We start from the raw sequence: 18,598 nt of genomic DNA on the forward strand, positions 1-18,598 counted from the left end.
GACAGCGGTTTTCGCAGCCGACTGTCAGGACTGCACGCGTTCCGCCTCCTGCACGAACGTGTCGGCCCTCCGCGCGCCCATCCGGTCCAGCTCGTCCAGCACCGCGTCCACCCCGTCGGCGCCGACCAGCACCGTGACGCGCAACCGGGCGGCGAGGGGCTGGTCCTGCCAGTAGCCACGCGGCAGCAGGCTCGCCTGCGGTGTCGTCGTCGCCACGGCGGCGTCGCTGACGATGACCGAGATCGCACCCGCGCGCAGCAGCGCGTCGCGCAGGTCGGCGCTGTTCGCGGCCGGGTCCGGCTCCAGCAGCGCGGTGACCACCCGTACCCGCTGACCGGGCGGCACGGCCGGTTCGCCGGCCGGCGCCCCTGCGGTGCGACGCCGGGGCGCGCCCGGCGCGGTCAGGCTGGTGACCCCACCCAGGTGGTACGCGTCGGCACCCTGCTGCGCCTGGTCGAGGCGCTCCTGGTCGGCCGGCGGCACGCGCAGGCCGATGAGCGCCTGCACCCCGGCGGCGATCAGCCAGGTGAGGACGAAGGAGAACGCGACCACGCTCACCACGCCGACGAGCTGGCGCCACAGCAGGCCGCCTCCGCCGCCGAGGAACAGCCCGTCGGCGCCGAGCGGGTTGACCCCGCGGTTGCCGAACAGGCCGAGCAGGAGTGTGCCGAGCATGCCGCCGACGAAGTGCACGGCGAGCACGTCGAGCGCGTCGTCGAGGCGCAGCAGGTACTTCAGTTTCAGCGCGAAGTGGCAGACCAGGCCGGCCAGCGCGCCGATCGCGACGGCCGACGCCGCGTTGACGTACCCGGCGGTCGGGGTGACAGTGGCCAGGCCCGCGACCGCGCCGGAGACCGCGCCCACGACGGTGCTGTGTCCGTCGGTGACGCGTTCCAGCGCCAGCCAGACGAGCATCGCCGCGGCGGCGGCGAGGTGCGTGTTGAGGACGGCCTGCGCGGCCAGGCCGTTGGCCTGGAGGCCGTCGCCGCCGTTGAAGCCGAACCAGCCGAACCAGAGGATGCCGGCGCCGACGATGGTCAGCGGGATCGAGTTCGGTGGCGCGGCGGTGTGCGGCCAGTTCCGGCGGCGGCCGACGACGAGCAGCACGGCGAGGACGGCGGCACCGGCGCTGGCGTGCACGACCAGTCCGCCGGCCCAGTCCTGGGTGCCGAACTTCGCCAGCCATCCGCCGGGGTGCCACAGCCAGTGCGCGATCGGCGCGTAGACCACTATCGACCAGACCGCGAGGAACAGCACCCAGCCGCCGAAGCGCAGCCGGCCCGCTGTGGCGCCGGTGACGAGCGCCGGTGTGATCACCGCGAACATCATCTGGAACAGCACGAACGCCAGCGTCGGGATGGTGATCCGGCCGTCGACCACGTGCAGGTTGGGTGCGGGCGGCACCTTCAGGTCGGTGAGCCCGAACAGTTCCAGGTTGCCGAACAGCCCGCTGCCGGCGTCGTCGCCGAAGGCGATGGTGTAGCCGACGAGCACCCAGGTCAGGCTGACCACGCCGAGCGCGATCATGTTCTGCTGCAGCATCGCCAGCACGTTGCGGGTGCGGACCATGCCGCCGTAGAACGCGGCGAGCCCCGGTGTCATGAACAGGACGAGGCCGGCGCAGACGAGCACCCAGGCGGTGTCACCCGCGTTCGGAGCGGACACGGTTTCCCTCCTTCTCTCGCAGGTGGACGGAGTCACGGACGGTGTGCAGCACGCTGTCCTTCACTCGTTCGTGGTTGGGCACCGGCGCGAAGTGCCGGTCGGGCAGCAGCAACAGCCAGGTGGCGATGTTGAACGGCCCGGTCAGCACCGGGATGCCCAGCGGCGTGAGCATGGTGGTCAGCGCCATCTGCACGAACAGCGTCAGCGCGATCCCGAACAGCGTGTAGACGGTCACCCACGCGCCGGGACGGTGCGCGACAGCGCCCACCACGATCGCGGTCAGGACCGCGTTGAAGGCGAACAGCCCCTTGTCCAGCGACGCGCCGTCGGCGCCGAACCAGAGCGCCAGCAGTGTCGCGCCGACGGCGCCGATGACCGCGAACAGCGCCGACCACCGGGAGTTGATCAGCAGGGCGACGAGGATGAGCAGGCCGGTGACCCAGCTCTCGATCAGGTAGATCTGGGACACGCCCTTGAAGAACGTCGGGACGAGGCCCCAGTCGAACGTGCCGCCGGCCGACGATCCCTCACCGGGGAACTTCGGCGTCAGCTTGGTGAGCACCGTGAACCTGTCGAACTGGTACGCCGCCATCAGCAGGAACCACGTCGTGAGCACGAACGGGAACGTGTAGGCGGTCAGGTTCCAGCGTTTGAAGACGGCGTTGAGGGCGAGCGTGACCACGACCGTGCCGATCGCGCCGAGCACGAGGTAGAGCCACATCAGCGGGCGCTGGTCGAGGAAGGTGGGCACCGCGAGCCCGGTCAGCAGCGGGCTGAACCCGAACAGGCCCTTGCGCCAGCTCGACATGTCGACCCGCAGCGCCAGCGCGGTCGCGGTGCCCACGACCAGGCCGAGCACGCCGCCGCCGAACACCCGTGGTGTCCCGTTCTCGAACGCGCCCCAGGCGAGCGCGATCAGGATGAGCAGGCCGCTGAGCGGGTTGTTCTGGAGCACCACCTGGGCGGCGCCGCGCAGGCAGGCGTCGACGAACCCGGCCGCCGGGTTCCGGTCGGCCAGGTGGCGCCAGCCACGTCCGATGTCGGCCATCTCGCTGTCCTCCTGGTCAACGCCAGCTGAAGACCGGCGGGAAGGTGCAGCCGGTCACCTCTTCGCGGGCGGCGACGCAGAACGCGCGTACCGCGGCGCGGACCGGTTCGGTCTCCTGCCCGAGCACCTTGAACACCAGGCCGGCGTCGTTCGGCAGCCGGCTCACAGCGGTCGCCAGCGGTGTCCGCTCGTCCCACACGGGTGTCGCGGTCCGTTCGAAGACCCTCGCCGCCCGGTCGGGGTCGGTGAGCAGCACGACGTTGCCGAAGACGTGGAAGCGGTCCATCATCCCGATCCGCGACACCGGGAAGCGGCCGGGAGTGATCACGAACTTCTCGACGAACAGCGGGCGTCCGTCGGGCCGCCCGGCGCGCAGCGTGGTGGAGAACAGGTCGTACGCGAAGATCTCGCCGTCGCGGTAGTACTTGCGGCCGGGCTGGAGCACCTCGGCGTACAGCATTGTCGCGGTCTCCGGCAGCCGGACCACGGTGTCGGAGACGAACCGGCTGCGCCGGAACGGGATCACCGGCTCGGGCAGGAACTCCAGGTAGGCGTCGTCGGCCAGGGTGAAGCTCTGGGTCTGGGTGCCGTAGTTGGCGTCCATCTCCTGGATCTTGGTGGCGGCCTGGGTGACCAGGTGCGCCTGTGCGCCGGGCCCGAGGTCGACGTCCATGCGCAGCCGGTCGCCCTGGAGCACGCCGCCGGAGGTGGTGAGGATCATGACGCAGGGCAGGCCCGGCATCTCCTCGTCCCAGTACAGCGCGCGCTGCACCAGCAGCGGCGACTGCCGGTAGACGTCGCGCAGGATGGTCCGGTCCTCGCGCCGCTCGAACCCCAGCCGGAGGATGCCCACCTTGCCGTTCGCGGCGGCCGGCAGCTGCGCCGGCTGGTCCTGGTACGGCGCGAGTTCCCGGACGGAGTCCAGAGTGGTCATGCGAGCACTTCGGCGTCGAAGAGCGCGTTGCGGCGGACCAGGTCCACCAGGGCGTCGATGCCCTCGCCGGTCTTGCAGTTGGTGAACACGAACGGCTTGCCGCCGCGCATCAGCTCGGCGTCGCGGGCCATCACGTCCAGGTCGGCGTCGACGTACGGGGCCAGGTCGGTCTTGTTGATCACGAGGATGTCGGACTTGGAGATGCCCGGGCCGTTCTTGCGCGGGATCTTGTCGCCGGCCGCCACGTCGATCACGTAGATGAAGTAGTCGACGAGCGCGGGGCTGAAGGTGAGCGTGAGGTTGTCGCCGCCGCTCTCGATCAGCACGACGTCGCTGTCCGGGAACCGCGCCTCCATGTCCTCCACCGCGGCGAGGTTCATGCTGGGGTCCTCGCGAACAGCGGTGTGCGGGCAGGCGCCGGTCTCCACGCCGACGATGCGTTCCTCCACCAGCACGCCGGTCAGGGCGCGGCGGACGTGCTTGGCGTCCTCGGTGGTGACCACGTCGTTGGTGATGACCAGGATGCGCAGGCCCTGCTCGACCAGGCGGGGCACGACGGCCTCGATGATGGCCGTCTTGCCGCTGCCCACCGGGCCGCCGACGCCGATCCGACTCGCTGATTTCATTTGTGAAAGTGCCCTTCAGGTGGTGAGCGGGAGCGCTCAGCTCATGAACATCCGTACGTGTGCGTGCTGGTGCGCGCCGGCAAGCACGTCGAGGTGCGGCGCAAAGCTCTGCATGTCGTCGAGCCCGGCGGTCCGCACCTCCTCGTAGTCCTCGCCGACCCGCTCGTTGACCGCGAAGAGGATCGACTGGGTGTCGAGGTGGTCCACCCGCATCAGCCGGACCGCCGCGCCGAGCACCATGGAGGCCGCGCCGTACTGGTGGGCGGCGAACGCGTCCGCCTCGGCCACGCCGAGTTCGGCGAAGAGCACGCCGAGCGCGACCGGGTAGGTGACCGGGACTCCGGCGCCGCTCTCCGCGACCCGCTTGCGCAGCAGGGACTCCCCCACCACCCGTTCGGCGGCCTCGGCCAGCTTGCGCCCCATGCGGACCGTCATCGTCCGCGTCTCCTCATTGATCTTGCGCAGGTGTACGGCCTCGTCGGCCGCCCGGATCCGGTCGAGGTCACCGGCGCGGGCGGCGCGGTGCGCCACGAGCAGCGCCACCCCGTCACCGGTGGCGGCGGCACGGGTGACGGTACGCACGAACTCCTGCAACGTGGTCCGGTCGTGCACCGCGCCCTGCTCGACCGCCGTCTCCAGCCCGTTGGAGAAGGAGAAGGCGCCGACCGGGAAGACCGAGTCGCCGAACTGGAGCAGCTTCAGGGCCTCGGTCACCGTGGACACCCCGGCCCCTCAGTTCAGGTCGGCGGGCAGGTGCGTGTGCGGGGTCGAGTCGGCCCCGCCGAACAGGCGCCGCGACTCGTGCGGGGCCAGGTACGCGATGATCTCGGTGCCGGGGATGAACTCGTGGGTGAGACCGGTGAACGCGTGCGTGCGCATCACCGAGTCCATGACCTTGCGGTCCACGGTGAGCGGGACGTACATCTTGGTGCCCTTCACGACCGCCGGCCAGTGCTGGTTGCCGATCGCGTGGCCCAGTTCGACGGCCGAGCGGATCACCATGTCCATCGACTCGCCGTGCAGCGTGTCGAGGTGCACCACCATCACCTCGCCGAGCGCGATCCGGGCCACCACGGCGGTCGCGGTGGCGTCGTCCCAGGCCAGCACGTCGCCGTCGCGCAGCCGTACGCCGCGGGCCAGGGACAGCGCCAGTTCGGTGCCGAGGCTGGTGGTCCGGCGCAGCCGGCTCTTCTGGGCGTCCCACTGGTCGAGGACCAGGTCGTCGACCTTGGCCTCCCGGAGCCGCTCGGTCCAGGCCGGCTCGTTCACGTTGCCGAGTACCGTTTCGACGAGCATGTGTTCTCCTTTCACGCGACCCCGCCGCCGGCTCGGCCGGGAGCGGGCGCCGTGCCGGGTCAGCTGAAGAAGTAGAGCTGGCTGAGGGGGAGGTTCTTGGCCGCCGGCACCGTGGCGTGCACGCCGTCCATCTTCACGGCGAAGGTCTCCGGGTCGACCTCGAGCTTCGGCGTACGGTCGTTGCGCACCATGTCGCGCTTGGTCAGGTTGCGGCAGCCGTAGACCGGGATGACCTGCCGTTGCAGGCCCAGCTGCTCGGCCACACCCGACTCGTGCGCGGCGCGGGACACGAACGTCACGCAGTTCTTGGCGACCTGCGAACCGGTGGCGCCGAACATGGGCCGGTAGTAGACCGGCTGCGGCGTGGGCAGCGAGGCGTTCGGGTCACCCATGATCGACCAGGCGATCATGCCGCCCTTGAGCACCATCTTGGGCTTCGTGCCGAAGAACGCGGGCTCCCAGAGCACCAGGTCGGCGAGCTTGCCCGGGCTGACCGAGCCGATGACGTGCGAGACGCCCTGGGTGATCGCCGGGTTGATGGTCATCTTGGCGACGTAGCGCAGGACCCGGAAGTTGTCGTTGGCGTCGGAGTCCTCGGCCAGCTTGCCGCGGACGTTCTTCATCTGCCCGGCGAGCTGGACGGTGCGCAGCCAGGTCTCCCCCACGCGGCCCATGGCCTGCGAGTCGCTCTGCATCATCGAGATGACGCCCTCGTCGAGGAGCACGTCCTCGGCGGCGATGGTCTCGGTGCGGATCCGGCTCTCCACGAACGCGACGTCCGAGGGCACCTTCGGGTTGAAGTTGTGGCAGACCATGATCATGTCGTACAGCTCGGACTGGCTGTTGATGCCGTACGGCACGGTGGGCGTGGTCGACGCGGGCAGGACGTTCATCTGGCCGGCGACCTTGATGATGTCCGGCGCGTGCCCGCCGCCGGCGCCCTCGGTGTGGAAGGTGTGGATGGTCCGGCCCTCGAAGGCGGCGATGCTGTCCTCGATGTAGCCGCTCTCGTTGAGCGTGTCCGTGTGGATGCTGATCTGGACGTCGTACTCGTCGGCGACGGCCAGGCAGGACCGGATCACCGCGGGCGGCGCACCCCAGTCCTCGTGGATCTTGAAGCTTGGCACCCCGGCCATGATCTGCTCGACGAGCGGCGCCCGGCCGCTGCTGTTGCCCTTGCCCAGCAGGCCGATGTTGATCGGCAGGTCCTCGAAGGCCCGCATCATGTTCTGGATGTTCCACGGGCCGGGCGTGATGGTGACGCCGTTGGTGCTGTCGGTGGGCCCGGTGCCGCCGCCCCAGAGGGTGGTGACGCCGTTGCTGAGCGCGGCCCACACCTGCTGCGGGGTGACCAGGTGGACGTGCGCGTCGATGCCGCCGGCGGTCAGGATCAGGTGCTCACCGGAGATCGCGTCGGTGCCCGGACCGGTCACCAGGCCCGGGGTCACCCCGTCCATGATGTTGGGGTTGCCGGCCTTGCCGATCCCGGCGATCCTGCCGTCCTTGATCCCCACGTCCGCCTTGACCACGCCGAGCAGCGCGTCGACGATTGTCACGTTGGTGATCACCAGGTCCACCACGCCCTCGGCGCTGGTGGCCTGGCTGGCACTGCCCATGCCGTCGCGCAGGGTCTTGCCGCCGCCGTACATGACCTCGTCACCGAGGACCCGCAGGTCCTTCTCGATCTCGATGTAGAGGTCGGTGTCACCCAGCCGGATCTGGTCGCCCGTGGTCGGGCCGTACATTCCGGCGTATTCCTGCCGTGAGATCTGACTCATGCGTTATCGCTCCAGCTCTGGCGCGTCTGAGAGTGGCCGGGCTACTTGCCCTTGCCCTTGCCTTGGTCCTGGCCCTTGCCCTGGTCCTGCTGCTGCGACGTGGTCTTGAAGCCGCGCGTCTGGGCCTGGTGGAGCGCCTCTTCCCGGTCCGGCCGGTAGCCGGGGATCGGCCCGTCCCCGGTCCAGCCCTGGACCAGGCCGTTGAAGCCGTACACCCGCTGGGAACCGCCGTACGGGACGAGCTGGACGGTCTTGCGGTCGCCGGGCTCGAACCGGATCGAGGTGGTGGCCGGGATGTTCAGCCGCTTCCCGAACGCCGCCGGGCGGTCGAACTCCAGGAAACGGTTGGCCTCGAAGAAGTGGAAGTGGGAACCGACCTGGATGGGCCGGTCGCCGGTGTTGTGCACGACCACCTCGGTCACCGGCCGCCCGGCGTTGAGTTCCAGGGGTTGGTCGCTGAGCTTGTAGCCGCCGATGGGCCGAAGGTGCTTGGAGTTCGGTCCCGGGTGTTGCTTCGCCATGTCGCCCCCGCTCTGCCGGAGACCGTGGCCTCCGGTCGCTGCTCTACTGGATGGGTGAGTGGACGGTGATCAGCCGTGACCCGTCGGTGAAGACCGCTTCGACCTGGAGCATCGGGATCATGTCCGCCACGCCGGGGATCACGTCGTCCGCGGTGAGCACGTGGCTCGCGTCGTTCATGACCTCCTCGACGGTCTTGCCCTCGCGCGCGCCTTCGAGCGCCGCGGCGCAGATCACCGCCACGGCCTCGGGGTGGTTGAGCTTGACCCCGCGCGCCTTGCGGGCGTTGGCGACCATCGCCAGCGAGTGAATCGTCAGCTTGTCGAATTCCTTCGGCGTGAGATGCACGTCGCGATCCCTTCACGTACTTTCGGCTATGTCGTCACATTAGGAGGGGTTTGCCGGGAAAGTGGACTTTCAGCAAGATCTCAGGACGCGGCGTGCGCCCGCTTGCGCTTGTCGTAGCCGGCGACCCACATCTGCTGGATCTGCTCCAGCGTCCGGCCCCTGGTCTCCGGCAGGTAGCGCCGGACGAACAGGAAGCCGAGCACGCACAGGCCGGCGAACAGCGCGAACACACCCGACCGGCCGAGCGCGTCGAGCAGGCTCAGGAAGAACTGCGTGATCAGGTACTCGGTGCCCCAGTGTGTGGCGGAGGCGATCGCCACGCACCGCCCGCGGATCGGGCCGGGATAGATCTCGTTGATCACGGTCCACGCGGCCGGGCCGATCGACACGGCGTAGAAGGCGACGAAGAAGATCACGCCGACCAGCAGGAACAGGCCCGCGGTGGTGATCCGGCCGTCGCCGCGCCCGGCACCCGCGCCGAGGAAGCTGACGCTCACCACGGCGAGCGAGACCGCCATCCCGGCCAGGCCGACCAGCAGCAGCGGACGGCGGCCGACGCGGTCCAGCAGACCCACCGCGACGAGCGCGAACGCCGCGTCCACCGCGCCGATCGCCCAGGTGGTCGCGGAGAGCTGCGCCTCCGGGGTACGGAATCCGGCCGCCGCGAAGATCGAGTCGGCGTAGTAGATGATGCCGTTGATCCCGGTCGTCTGCTGGAACAGCGCCAGCCCCACGCCCAGCGCGAGCGGACGCCGCCACTGCGGGGACAGCAGCTCCCGCCAGCTCGCCCTGCGACCGTGCAGGCTCTCCTCGATCTCGTGCAGGCGCTGCCCCACCCGGTGTTCGGGAACTGTCCGGCACAACGACTCCCGGGCGCGGCGCCCGTCGCCCCGCTTGAGGTACCAGACCGCCGAGTCCGGCACCACGACGGTGACCAGGATCAGCGCCACGCCCAGCACGACAGCGGCGCCGAGCAGGTACCGCCACGACTCGCCGCCGGTGAACAGCTCGTCCGCCAGGTAGCCGATGAAGATCGCGAAGGTGGTCGAGAACTGGTAGACCGCGAGCAGGCCGCCACGGATGCGTTCCGGCGCGGTCTCGGCCGCGAACATCGGTCCGGCGACCGAGGCGACGCCGATGCCCACCCCGAGGAGCAGCCGCGCGCCGAGCAGGGCGCCGATGGTCGGGGCCGCCGCCTGCACGATCGTGCCGACGACGTACGCGCCGGCGGCCACCCACAGCGCGCCCCGCCGGCCGATCCGGTCGGCGAGGTGACCGCCGGCGAGCGCGCCGGCCAGTGCGCCGAGCGTCACCCAGCTCGCCGCCACCTCCACCTCGAAGGTGTCCACGTCGAACGTGCGCCGGATGTCGTGCAGCGCGCCGCTGATGACGCCCTGGTTGTAGCCGAAGAAGGCGCCGGAGAGGACGACGATCGACAGGATCGCCACGAGGTTGTGGCGGGGCGGCCGGTCGGCCGCGCGTCCGCTCGCCGCCATGTCACCCCGTCCGTCGGCGACCGCCCAGCGAAACGGTCGTAAACCTACATATACGACATATAGTAGGTTCGCCGCAGCGGCCCGACGGCGAAACTCCGTGCCGCTCCTGCACACGGACGGGGGAAGGGTGAACCGGTCGGCGCCGTACGGCTCCGCGGACTCCTACCGCGAGTTCCGCCACCCGCTCGCGGCGCTCGTGCTCGCCGTCGTCACCGCCGGCGCGCTGGACGCCTTCGCGTTCCTGCGGTACGGAGCGTTCGTCGCCAACCAGTCCGGCAACGCCATCTTCCTCGGCATGGGACCGGCCGGTGGGCATCCCACGTGGCCGGTGTCGGCGGCCTCGATCGTCGCGTTCGCCACCGCCGCCGGACTGGTGAACCTGCTCCGCCGCCGGACCCGGCCGACGGCGGCGCCGCTCGTCGACATCGCGGTCACCGAGGCCGCCATGGTCATCTGGACGGTGCTCAACCTGACGCTCGCGTACGGCCGGGACGGCACGGCGTCGCGGGTGCTGCTCGCCGCCGCCGGCGCGGTCGCCATGGGCAGCCTGACCACTGTGGCGAGCCGTACCGCGGGCATCGCGACGCCGATCACCTACCAGTCGGACACCACGACGAAGACCGGTGAGCGGGCGGCCCGCTGGCTGTTCGGCCCCGCCGCCGGCCGGGGCCGGGCCCGCCGGGGCACCCTGCTCGGACTGCTCGCCCTGGTCAGCTACAGCGTCGGCGGCGCGGTCGGCACGCTCGCCCAGCACCGGCCCCGCTGGGTGCCGCTGTGGGGGACGCTCGCCCTGGCCGTACTGATCCTGCTTCTCCGCCGGCACGGGCGGCCGGGACCGGCGTCGCGGCCCGGCTGAGCGTCAGTCGGCCTGGGCGGCGAGTTGCCGGGCCCGGTCCCGGGCCGCCTCCAGCGCCGCCAGCATGGCCGCCCGTACGCCGTGGTTCTCCAGCTCGCGGATCGCCGAGATGGTGGTGCCGGCCGGCGAGGTGACCGCCTCGCGCAGCTTCACCGGGTGCTCGCCGGAGTCACGCAGCATCACCGCCGAACCGATCGCGGTCTGCACGATCAGCTCGTGCGCCACCTGACGCGGCAGGCCGAGCAGGATGCCCGCGTCGATCATCGCCTCGACCAGCAGGTAGAAGTAGGCCGGACCGGAGCCGGAGAGCGCGGTGACCGCGTCCTGCTGCGACTCGGGCACCCGGACGGTCGAGCCGAGCGGGGAGAACATCTCCTCCGCCAGGGCCAGGTGCTCACCGGTCGCGTACGCGCCCGCCGAGATCGCGCTCATCGCCTCGTCGACCAGCGCCGGGGTGTTCGTCATGACCCGGACCACAGGGGTGCCCTCGGGCAGCCGGCGGTTGAAGAAGGCGGTCGGCAGGCCGGCGCAGAGCGAGATGACCAGCTTGCCGGCCGGCACCTTCGGGCCGATCTCGTCCAGCAGCGCGGCGGCGTCCTGCGGCTTGACCGACACCGCGAGCACCTCGGCCTCGGCCACCGCGGTGAGGTTGTCCACCACCCGTACGCCGTAACGGTCGGCCAGCTCCCGAGCCCGCGCCGGCCGGCGCGCGGTGGCGAGCAGCCGCTCCACCGGCCAGCCGGAACGCAGCAGCCCGGAGAGCATCAACTCGCCGATCTTGCCGGCGCCGATCACCGCGACCGTGTGCACCTGGCGTGCCATCAGCCGTACCCCTCTTCCCGGGTCACGTGGGCACGGCGTGGCGGGCCGGGTCGCCGGCCCGCCACGCCCGTGCGCCGTCGATCAGCTGCCGAAGAAGACCTCGGCCTCGGCGTACCGCTCCAGCGGCACGGTCTTCAGCTCGCGGGTGGCGTCGGCGAGCGGGACGCGGACGATGTCCGTGCTCTGCATCGCGACCATCTTGCCCCAGTCGCCCTCGTGCGCGGCGTCGATCGCGTGGAGGCCCAGCCGGGTCGCCAGCACCCGGTCGAACGCGGTCGGGGTGCCGCCGCGCTGGATGTGGCCGAGCACCACGGTGCGGGCCTCCTTGCCGGTCTTCGCCTCCAGCTGCTCGGCCAGCCACTGGCCGATGCCGCCGAGGCGGACGTGACCGAACGCGTCCAACTCCTGGTTGTGCAGGACCATCTGGCCGTCCAGCGGCTGGGCGCCCTCGGCGACCACGACGATCGGGGCGTACTGGTGCTGGAAGCGCTTCTCGACGTAGCCGGCGACCTGCTCGACGTCGAACTGCCGCTCCGGGAGCAGGATCACGTTGGCGCCGCCGGCGAGGCCGGCGTGCAGCGCGATCCAGCCGGCGTGCCGGCCCATGACCTCGACCACGAGCGTGCGGTGGTGGCTCTCCGCAGTGGTGTGCAGCCGGTCGATCGCCTCCATGGCGATGTTGACGGCGGTGTCGAAGCCGAACGTGTAGTCGGTCGCACCGAGGTCGTTGTCGATCGTCTTCGGCACACCGATGACGTTGACGCCCAGCTCGTGCAGCTTGGTGGCGACGCCGAGCGTGTCCTCGCCGCCGATCGCGATCAGCGCGTCCACGCCCTGGCCGGCAAGGTTGTCCTTGATCCGCTCCACGCCGTTCTCGATCTTGAACGGGTTGGTGCGGGACGAGCCGAGGATGGTGCCGCCGCGGGGCAGGATGCCGCGCACCTCGGCGATACCGAGCGGCTTGGTCAGGCCCTCGAGCGGGCCCTTCCAGCCGTCCCGGAAGCCCACGAACTCGTGACCGTAGGTGGCGACGCCCTTGCGGACCACCGCCCGAATCACCGCATTGAGACCTGGGCAGTCGCCGCCGCCGGTGAGCACGCCGATACGCATGATCTGCTCATCCTCCTGGAGCATCAGGTGAAGCCCGGATAAGCCCCAGGATATGTGTCAGATCAGACCATCGGCGCCGTTGCCGGCCCGGGGCGGGCCGTCACTGCGCACTGTAGTCGGCGCAGGTGTACGCCGACACCGCACCCCGGGCCGTTCCGGACGGCGGACGGGCTACCCGTCAGTAGCTGACCTCGTGGTTCTCCCCCGCCTTCGGCGGCTTGCCGGTCACCGCCGCCTTGGCGAAGCCGAGCAGGTTGACCACGGTGCTGCCGGGCGAGTCCCAGTACTCCGCCGACCCGGCGTGCACCTTGATCAACGTGATCCCGGGCGTGTCCAGCCCGTCCGGGAACCACGCCTTGAGCAGCGGGTTCCACAGCTCCTTCGCCCGGCCGGCGTCCCACTCCTCGGTGGCGGTGCCGGCGACCGACACCCAGGCGTGGCGGCGCTGGTCGGAGAAACCGACGTTCACCTGCGGGTTCACCCGGATCTGCCGCACCTTCGCCGAGTCGGCGTACGCGAAGAACCACAGGTCGCCGTCGAACTCCGCCTCCTGCAACCCCATCGGGCGGCTGACCAGACGCCCGTCCACGCCGGTGGTGGTGAGCAGGCAGATCCGGGCGTCCCGGATCAGCTCGGTGACCCGGCGGCGGGCGTCCGCGGCGTTGGTCGGCTCATTGCTCATGGGGCACTCCTGTCTCGGATCGGCGCAGATGCCGCTCCCGTGCCCTGGGCGGAACCGGTCAAACCTCCCGCGCCGTCATCGCCCGCCACCGCGCCAGGTTGTGCCGGGCGTCGACGAGCGCGTCGTGCCGGTCGGCCTCGGCGTCCGGCAGCCGGGGGCGGCCCCGGTCGTCCCAGAGCTGGCGCAGTTCCTTGGTGAAGCGGGGGATCTCCCGGGGCAGCGCCGGCATCGCGCCCCAGAGCTGGGCCAGCACGACGTGGTCGTAGGCGGCGTACCAGGCCCACAGCTCCAGCTGCTCGCCCGGCCGGTCCCGCACCGGCTCCAGCAGGAACTCGTGCAGGTCGTCGCGGATCCGCTCCCGGGAGCGCCAGGCCCGGTCGGCCGGCGAGGGCAGCTTGTCCAGCACGTTGCGCCGCACCCAGGGCACCGCCCGGGAGTCGTCGAACTCGGTGGAGACCGCGTAGAACTCGCGGCCGTACTCGTCGACGACGCCGATCGACACCAGGTCGACGATGCGGCCGTCCTCGATGAATTCGCAGTCGTAGAAATAGCGGTAAACCATCGCCCCCATCCTCGCCCATCACCGGCACGGGCCGGTCGCCGGGGCGTCCACCGAGGTCGGCGGGCGTGCTGGCGACGGCCGGGCATGGTCACGGAAGTGTTTCCGGGGGTGTACAGCACGCGACGAGACCGTCATGATCTGATGTGTACCGCCGTCGGGCGCCGAACCGGTTGAGCTGCCTCGTACCGGGACTGACAGCTTCACCCGGTGTGCGAGTCGTGACTTCTGACCGGGGAGGGGTTGAGCCGTGGAGTCTCGCCTGCCGGAGCCGGGTGACGCACTCACGGGTGTGGAGATGTTCGCCGGGCTTGAGCCGGAGGTGCGGCAGCGTGTCATCGCCGCGGCCGTACCGCGCACCTACCGCAAGGGCCAGCTGCTCTTCGTCGAGAACGACCCCGGCGAGTCGCTGATCGTGCTGCGCCGCGGCGCGGTGGCGGTGTTCCGCACCGCCCCGACCGGCGAGCGCGCGGTGCTGTCGGTGATCCGACCGCCGGACGTGCTCGGCGAGGTGTCCCTGTTGGACGCCTCCACCCGCTCGGCGTCGGCCGAGGCGATCGAGGACTGCGCCGCGCTGGCACTGTCCCGGCCCGCGTTCATGGAGCTGGTGCACTCCAACCCGCGCATCCTGGACGCGGTGATGCGCTCCCTGGGACAGCTGATCCGCCGGCTCACCGAGCAGAACGCCGACCACGTCTTCCTCGACCTGCCCGGCCGGGTGGCCAAGACGCTGGTCCGGCTGGCCGGCGAGAGCCAGGCCCCGATGATCACCATCGAGTTGAACCAGAGCCAGCTCGCCGAGATGGCCGGCGGTTCCCGGCAGAGCGTCAACCAGGCCATCGGCTCGTTCGCCAGCCGCGGCTGGCTGCGGACCGAGGGACGCCGCATCGTGGTCACCGACGTGGCCGCGCTGCGCCGCCGGGCCGGCATGAACGACCGCTGACACGACGACGGCGGGGGCCGGCGGTCGTCCCGCCGGCCCCCGCCGCGTTCGTCGTACGCCCGGTCAGTCGCTCTTGGTGTCGGCCGGGGGCGCGCTCGGACCCGGGCCGATCTTCGACGGGTCGGTCTTCTTCGGCGGGGTCGTCGTGGTGGTCGTGGTCTCGGTCGATCCGCTACCCGCGGGCTGCTCCACCATGCCTTTTTCCTCCAGTTCGGCGAGGGTGACAGCGTCCACGTCGACCGTGTCACCGACGGCCCACACCGTCCCCCGTGGATCGGTCCATGAGGCGGACAGCCGGACGTGCACGGCAATCTCCCTGTCGACGGGACTTCCTGCTAGGGGACACTAGACCCGGCCGAACAGCCGTGACGTCCCGCCGACCCGTCGGGTACCCGACTGCACGGCCGCGCGGGACACTGGGGACCTCACGCGTACGGAGCCGGACATCGACCTCACCTGTGGACACTGCGCCCGGACCGCCGGGCCGGACGACCGTTTCTGCGGCGGGTGCGGCCGTCCGCTGGCGGCGGCCTGCCCAGGCTGCGGCCACGCCAACGACACCGGCGCCAACTTCTGCACCAACTGCGGTCAGCCGCTGCGCGACCACGCGGTAACGGTGCAGGAGGACCGCCGCCAGGTGAGCGTGCTCTTCATCGACATCGTCGACTTCACGACATACGCCGAACGGGCCGACCCGGAGCAGGCCCGCAGCCTGCAACAGGTCTACTTCGCCACGGTGCGCCGGCTGGTGCACCAGTACGGCGGCGTGGTGGAGAAGTACATCGGCGACGCCGTCATGGCGTTGTTCGGCGCGCCGGTGGCCACCGACAACGACGCGCTGCGCTGCGTACGCGCCGGGCTGGAGCTGCAACGCAGCCTGGCCCGGCAGCCGGCCGGACCGCACCCGCCGCTCGGGTTCCGGGTCGGCATCGCCACCGGCGAGGCCCTGGTCGACCTGGCCGCGGCGCGCGACGGCGGCCAGGCGTTCGTCACCGGCGACGTGGTGAACACCGCCAGCCGGTTGCAGGGGCTGGCCCCGGTCGGCGGCGTGGTGGTCGACGAGAGCACCTGGGCGGCCACCCGGCGCGAGATGGAGTACGACGACCAGCCGCCGGTGACGTTGCGCGGCCGGTCGTCGGTGAGCCGGATCTGGCTGGCCGTACGGGCGCGGCCCCGGCGCGACGGGCAGACCGCCGAGCTGACCCCGATGGTCGACCGGGACCACGAGCGGGGCCTGCTGGTCAGCGCGTTGCACCGCACGCTGACCGAGCGCACCTCGCAGCTGCTCACCGTCTTCGGCCCGGCCGGGGTGGGCAAGAGCCGGCTGCTGCGCGAGCTGGCCCGGCACGCCGCCAGCCTCCCCGGCAACCAGGTCACCTGGCTGACCGGCCAGTGCCCGCCGTTCGGCGAGAACGTCACCTACGCGGCGCTGGCCGACATCGTCCGGAGCTGGGCCGGGCTGACCGGCGCCGACGACCCGGCCACCATCCGGGACCGGCTGCGCGAGCGACTGGGCCGCCTCGCCGACCCGCACGCGGTACGGCTGGCCGAGGCGCTGGGTCCGCTGGTCGGCGTCTCCGGCGAACGGCTCACCTCGGCCGAGACCGAGGCGGCGTGGCGGCGCTTCCTGCTCACGCTGGCCGGGACCGGTCCCACGGTGCTCGTCTTCGAGGACATGCACTGGGCCGACGAGGCGATGCTGTCCTTCGTCGAGCAGCTCGGCGCGGCGGCCCGCAACGTGCCGCTGCTCGTCGTCGCGACCGCCCGGCCGGAGCTGCGCGAACGGCACCCGGCCTGGACCGGCACGATCAGCGGAGCGATGTCCATCTCGGTGCCGCCGATGCACGACGGGGACATCGACACGCTCTACTCGCTGCTGCTCGGCCAGGCCACGCTGCCGCAGGACGCGCGCGCGCCGCTGATCGAGTTCGCCGACGGCAACCCGCTCTACGCCCAGGAGTACGCGCGGATGCTGCTCGACGGCGGCCTCGCCGAGCGGACCGCCGCGCTCGCGCTCGTCGACCCGGTCGGCGGAGCCGGGATGCCGCGTACCGTGCAGGCGGTCATCGCCAACCGGCTGGACCTGCTCGACCCGGCCGACCGCGCCGTGCTCCAGGCCGCCTCGGTGGTCGGCGTGCAGTTCTGGGCGGCGCCGGTGGCGCTGGCGCTCGGCCGCCCGACGGAGTGGGTCGAACGGGCGCTGCACCACCTCCAGCGCCGCGACCTCGTCTACGAGCTGCCCGTCTCGACCATGCCCGGTCAGGCGGAGTACCGGTTCCGGCACGTGCTGGTCCGGGACGTCTGCTATCAGCGGCTGCCCCGCGCCGAGCGGGTCGCCCGGCACCAGCGCGCCGCCGACTGGCTGGAGCAGCTCGCCGACGGCCGGCAGCACGACCTGGCCGAGGTGCTGGCCAACCATCGCTGGGCGGCGCACGAGATCGCCCGTACGGTCGGGCTGGACCAGGCCCCGCACGCCGCCGCGACCCGGTCCGCGCTGCACCGGGCCGCACGCCGGGCGTACGACCTGCACGCGCTGGAGACGGCGGCCACGCTGGTGGACCGCGCGCTGAGCGTGGAGTGCGGTCCGGACCCGGCACTCGAGCTGTTCCAGGCCGAGCTGGCGTTCTACCGGGACCGGGACGGCTTCCTCGACGGCGGCGGGACGGCGCTGCTCACCACGCTGGCCGGCCGGCTGGCCGACGCGGGCGACCGCCCCGGCGCGGCGAAGGCGTGGCGGCTGCTGGCCACGGCGGCCTTCGCGCGGGCCGACCGCTCGGAGTTGATGCGCTGCCTGGACCGGGCGATCGGGCTGCACGCCACGCTGCCGGACAGCGAGGACAAGGTGGGCGTGCTGCTGGAGCTGGCCCGGGCGCACATGCTCGACGCGGAGACCGAGCCGGCGTGCGTGGCCGCGCGTACCGCCGCCGAGCTGGCCGAGCGGCTGGGGCTGCGGGAGGCCCGGGCGAACGCGCGGATCACGCTCGCGGTGGTCCGTTACCAGGCCGGCGCCGAGGAGGCGTACGCCGAGCTGGCCGACGTGACCGAGGAGTGCCGGGTGGAGCGGCTGACCAGCCGCCGCCGCGCGGTGCACAACCTGGCCTGGGTGCTCCAGGAGGAGGGCGACCTGACCGGCTCGGCCCGACTGGTCGACGAGCAGCGCTCGCTGGACATGGCCGGCGAGCACGCCCTGACGGTGAACTTCAGCGACCAGTGGGCCCGCTCGTACTACAGCGGGGACTGGACGGCGGCGCTGCGGATGGCCGAGGGGTCGACCCGGCGCCCGACCGACGAGTGGGACCTGCACATCGTGGCCGTGTCCGGCTGGATCCGGGCGCTCGGCGACGACCCGGCCGGCCCGGACACCGGCGAGGACCTGGTGGACCAGGCGCTCGTGGCGGCCCGGCGCAGCGGGTTCCAGCGCGTGCTGCGCTCCACGCTGGCGCACGCCGCGCTCTGCCGCGCGGTGCAGGGCCGCCGGGACGAGGCGGTGGCGCTGCTGACCGAGCTGGACGAGGACTGGCGGCAGACCACGATGATCCCGTTCGCCGAGTGGGTGCCGGCGGTCGGTCACGTCGCGGCGCTGCTCGGCGGCGACGCCGCGGTACTGGTGCGCGATCTGCTGGCCCACGCGCCACGGGTGACCCGCTGGGCGCGGGAGGCCGGGCGGTCGGCCGAGGCGGCGCTGGCCCGGGACGACGGGGATCCCGCCCGGGCGGGCCGGCTGCTCACCGCCGCGACCGAGGGGTACGCGGAGATGACCGACGTCACCGACCAGATGATCGCCTCCGCGCTGGCGGTCGGGCCGCTGACCGAGGCGGACCCGGCGGCCGCGGCGGCGACGCTGGACCGGGTACGCGCGTTCGCCGGTCGGCACGCCGCCGGCGGGCTGCTGCGGATAGCCGGGGCGGGCTGAGGG

The 18,598-nt window shown here is 71.7% G+C and carries 18 protein-coding genes; 3 read left to right on the plus strand and 15 right to left on the minus strand.

The genetic code is table 11. The annotated features are described in order from the left end of the window. Positions 1 to 24 precede the first annotated feature (24 nt). The 10 genes from GA0070562_RS14075 to GA0070562_RS14120 form a co-directional block, all read right to left on the minus strand. Complete coding sequence (locus GA0070562_RS14075) at positions 25 to 1,665, minus strand: ammonium transporter (protein WP_091420915.1); 1,641 nt, start codon at positions 1,663 to 1,665, stop codon at positions 25 to 27. Next, entirely contained in the window at positions 1,643 to 2,713 is a 1,071-nt protein-coding gene (gene yut / locus GA0070562_RS14080; protein WP_091420918.1) for an urea transporter, read from the minus strand. Before yut ends, GA0070562_RS14075 begins: the two co-directional genes overlap by 23 nt. Positions 2,714 to 2,729: 16 nt before the next feature. Then, positions 2,730 to 3,647 carry an urease accessory protein UreD gene (locus tag GA0070562_RS14085; protein WP_091420922.1) on the minus strand — a complete coding sequence of 306 codons (918 nt, stop codon included), beginning with the start codon at positions 3,645 to 3,647 and terminating at the stop codon, positions 2,730 to 2,732. Next, positions 3,644 to 4,273, minus strand: coding sequence for an urease accessory protein UreG (ureG, locus tag GA0070562_RS14090; RefSeq protein WP_091420925.1), 630 nt, complete (start codon positions 4,271 to 4,273; stop codon positions 3,644 to 3,646). Before ureG ends, GA0070562_RS14085 begins: the two co-directional genes overlap by 4 nt. A 36-nt stretch (positions 4,274 to 4,309) precedes the next feature. Then, the gene (locus tag GA0070562_RS14095) at positions 4,310 to 4,987 is read right to left on the minus strand and encodes an urease accessory protein UreF (RefSeq protein WP_254663794.1); all 678 of its coding nucleotides are present in this window, start codon (positions 4,985 to 4,987) and stop codon (positions 4,310 to 4,312) included. Between the two features lie 18 nt (positions 4,988 to 5,005). Beyond that, complete coding sequence (locus GA0070562_RS14100) at positions 5,006 to 5,569, minus strand: urease accessory protein UreE (RefSeq protein ID WP_091420930.1); 564 nt, start codon at positions 5,567 to 5,569, stop codon at positions 5,006 to 5,008. Between the two features lie 59 nt (positions 5,570 to 5,628). Beyond that, positions 5,629 to 7,347, minus strand: coding sequence for an urease subunit alpha (locus GA0070562_RS14105; RefSeq protein ID WP_091420933.1), 1,719 nt, complete (start codon positions 7,345 to 7,347; stop codon positions 5,629 to 5,631). A 41-nt stretch (positions 7,348 to 7,388) separates the two neighbouring features. Next, positions 7,389 to 7,868, minus strand: a complete 480-nt coding sequence (locus GA0070562_RS14110; RefSeq protein ID WP_091420936.1) for an urease subunit beta — start codon at positions 7,866 to 7,868, stop codon at positions 7,389 to 7,391. A gap of 43 nt (positions 7,869 to 7,911) precedes the next feature. Next, a complete protein-coding gene (locus tag GA0070562_RS14115; protein ID WP_013287657.1) occupies positions 7,912 to 8,214 on the minus strand; it encodes an urease subunit gamma in 303 nt (100 codons plus the stop codon). A gap of 80 nt (positions 8,215 to 8,294) precedes the next feature. Then, a complete protein-coding gene (locus GA0070562_RS14120; protein ID WP_091420939.1) occupies positions 8,295 to 9,710 on the minus strand; it encodes a sugar porter family MFS transporter in 1,416 nt (471 codons plus the stop codon). 127 nt (positions 9,711 to 9,837) lie between these two features. Here GA0070562_RS14120 and GA0070562_RS14125 point away from each other — a divergent pair, with 127 nt between their 5' ends. Continuing rightward, complete coding sequence (locus GA0070562_RS14125; RefSeq protein ID WP_254663795.1) at positions 9,838 to 10,566, plus strand: YoaK family protein; 729 nt, start codon at positions 9,838 to 9,840, stop codon at positions 10,564 to 10,566. A gap of 3 nt (positions 10,567 to 10,569) precedes the next feature. Here the strand turns inward: GA0070562_RS14125 and proC are convergent, their stop codons facing one another. The 4 genes from proC to GA0070562_RS14145 form a co-directional block, all read right to left on the minus strand. Further along, positions 10,570 to 11,388 carry a pyrroline-5-carboxylate reductase gene (gene proC / locus GA0070562_RS14130; protein ID WP_091420946.1) on the minus strand — a complete coding sequence of 273 codons (819 nt, stop codon included), beginning with the start codon at positions 11,386 to 11,388 and terminating at the stop codon, positions 10,570 to 10,572. Between the two features lie 81 nt (positions 11,389 to 11,469). Further along, entirely contained in the window at positions 11,470 to 12,498 is a 1,029-nt protein-coding gene (locus GA0070562_RS14135) for a 6-phosphofructokinase (RefSeq protein WP_091421978.1), read from the minus strand. 178 nt (positions 12,499 to 12,676) lie between these two features. After that, complete coding sequence (locus GA0070562_RS14140; protein ID WP_091420950.1) at positions 12,677 to 13,180, minus strand: pyridoxamine 5'-phosphate oxidase family protein; 504 nt, start codon at positions 13,178 to 13,180, stop codon at positions 12,677 to 12,679. A gap of 58 nt (positions 13,181 to 13,238) precedes the next feature. Beyond that, the gene (locus tag GA0070562_RS14145) at positions 13,239 to 13,742 is read right to left on the minus strand and encodes a polyadenylate-specific 3'-exoribonuclease AS (protein ID WP_091420952.1); all 504 of its coding nucleotides are present in this window, start codon (positions 13,740 to 13,742) and stop codon (positions 13,239 to 13,241) included. A gap of 247 nt (positions 13,743 to 13,989) precedes the next feature. On the opposite strand from GA0070562_RS14145, the gene GA0070562_RS14150 reads away from it, so the two are divergent. Continuing rightward, positions 13,990 to 14,682, plus strand: a complete 693-nt coding sequence (locus tag GA0070562_RS14150) for a Crp/Fnr family transcriptional regulator (protein ID WP_013287664.1) — start codon at positions 13,990 to 13,992, stop codon at positions 14,680 to 14,682. 63 nt (positions 14,683 to 14,745) lie between these two features. Here the strand turns inward: GA0070562_RS14150 and GA0070562_RS14155 are convergent, their stop codons facing one another. Next, positions 14,746 to 14,988 (minus strand): hypothetical protein, encoded by a 243-nt coding sequence (locus GA0070562_RS14155; RefSeq protein WP_073831519.1) that lies wholly within the window; start codon positions 14,986 to 14,988, stop codon positions 14,746 to 14,748. 139 nt (positions 14,989 to 15,127) lie between these two features. On the opposite strand from GA0070562_RS14155, the gene GA0070562_RS14160 reads away from it, so the two are divergent. Beyond that, positions 15,128 to 18,595, plus strand: coding sequence for an ATP-binding protein (locus tag GA0070562_RS14160; RefSeq protein ID WP_091420957.1), 3,468 nt, complete (start codon positions 15,128 to 15,130; stop codon positions 18,593 to 18,595). Positions 18,596 to 18,598 lie beyond the last annotated feature (3 nt).

Origin of the sequence: Micromonospora tulbaghiae (assembly GCF_900091605.1) — a bacterium.
In the GTDB taxonomy this organism is placed as follows: Bacteria; Actinomycetota; Actinomycetes; order Mycobacteriales; family Micromonosporaceae; genus Micromonospora; species Micromonospora tulbaghiae.

What these genes read in the sequence shown, in the direction of transcription:
- yut (WP_091420918.1), bottom strand. Translation starts at nt 2,713, where the DNA reads ATGGCCGACATCGGACGTGGCTGGCGCCACCTGGCCGACCGGAACCCG.
- GA0070562_RS14085 (WP_091420922.1), bottom strand. Translation starts at nt 3,647, where the DNA reads ATGACCACTCTGGACTCCGTCCGGGAACTCGCGCCGTACCAGGACCAG.
- ureG (WP_091420925.1), bottom strand. Translation starts at nt 4,273, where the DNA reads ATGAAATCAGCGAGTCGGATCGGCGTCGGCGGCCCGGTGGGCAGCGGC.
- GA0070562_RS14100 (WP_091420930.1), bottom strand. Translation starts at nt 5,569, where the DNA reads ATGCTCGTCGAAACGGTACTCGGCAACGTGAACGAGCCGGCCTGGACC.
- GA0070562_RS14105 (WP_091420933.1), bottom strand. Translation starts at nt 7,347, where the DNA reads ATGAGTCAGATCTCACGGCAGGAATACGCCGGAATGTACGGCCCGACC.
- GA0070562_RS14110 (WP_091420936.1), bottom strand. Translation starts at nt 7,868, where the DNA reads ATGGCGAAGCAACACCCGGGACCGAACTCCAAGCACCTTCGGCCCATC.
- GA0070562_RS14120 (WP_091420939.1), bottom strand. Translation starts at nt 9,710, where the DNA reads ATGGCGGCGAGCGGACGCGCGGCCGACCGGCCGCCCCGCCACAACCTC.
- proC (WP_091420946.1), bottom strand. Translation starts at nt 11,388, where the DNA reads ATGGCACGCCAGGTGCACACGGTCGCGGTGATCGGCGCCGGCAAGATC.
- GA0070562_RS14135 (WP_091421978.1), bottom strand. Translation starts at nt 12,498, where the DNA reads ATGCGTATCGGCGTGCTCACCGGCGGCGGCGACTGCCCAGGTCTCAAT.
- GA0070562_RS14140 (WP_091420950.1), bottom strand. Translation starts at nt 13,180, where the DNA reads ATGAGCAATGAGCCGACCAACGCCGCGGACGCCCGCCGCCGGGTCACC.
- GA0070562_RS14145 (WP_091420952.1), bottom strand. Translation starts at nt 13,742, where the DNA reads ATGGTTTACCGCTATTTCTACGACTGCGAATTCATCGAGGACGGCCGC.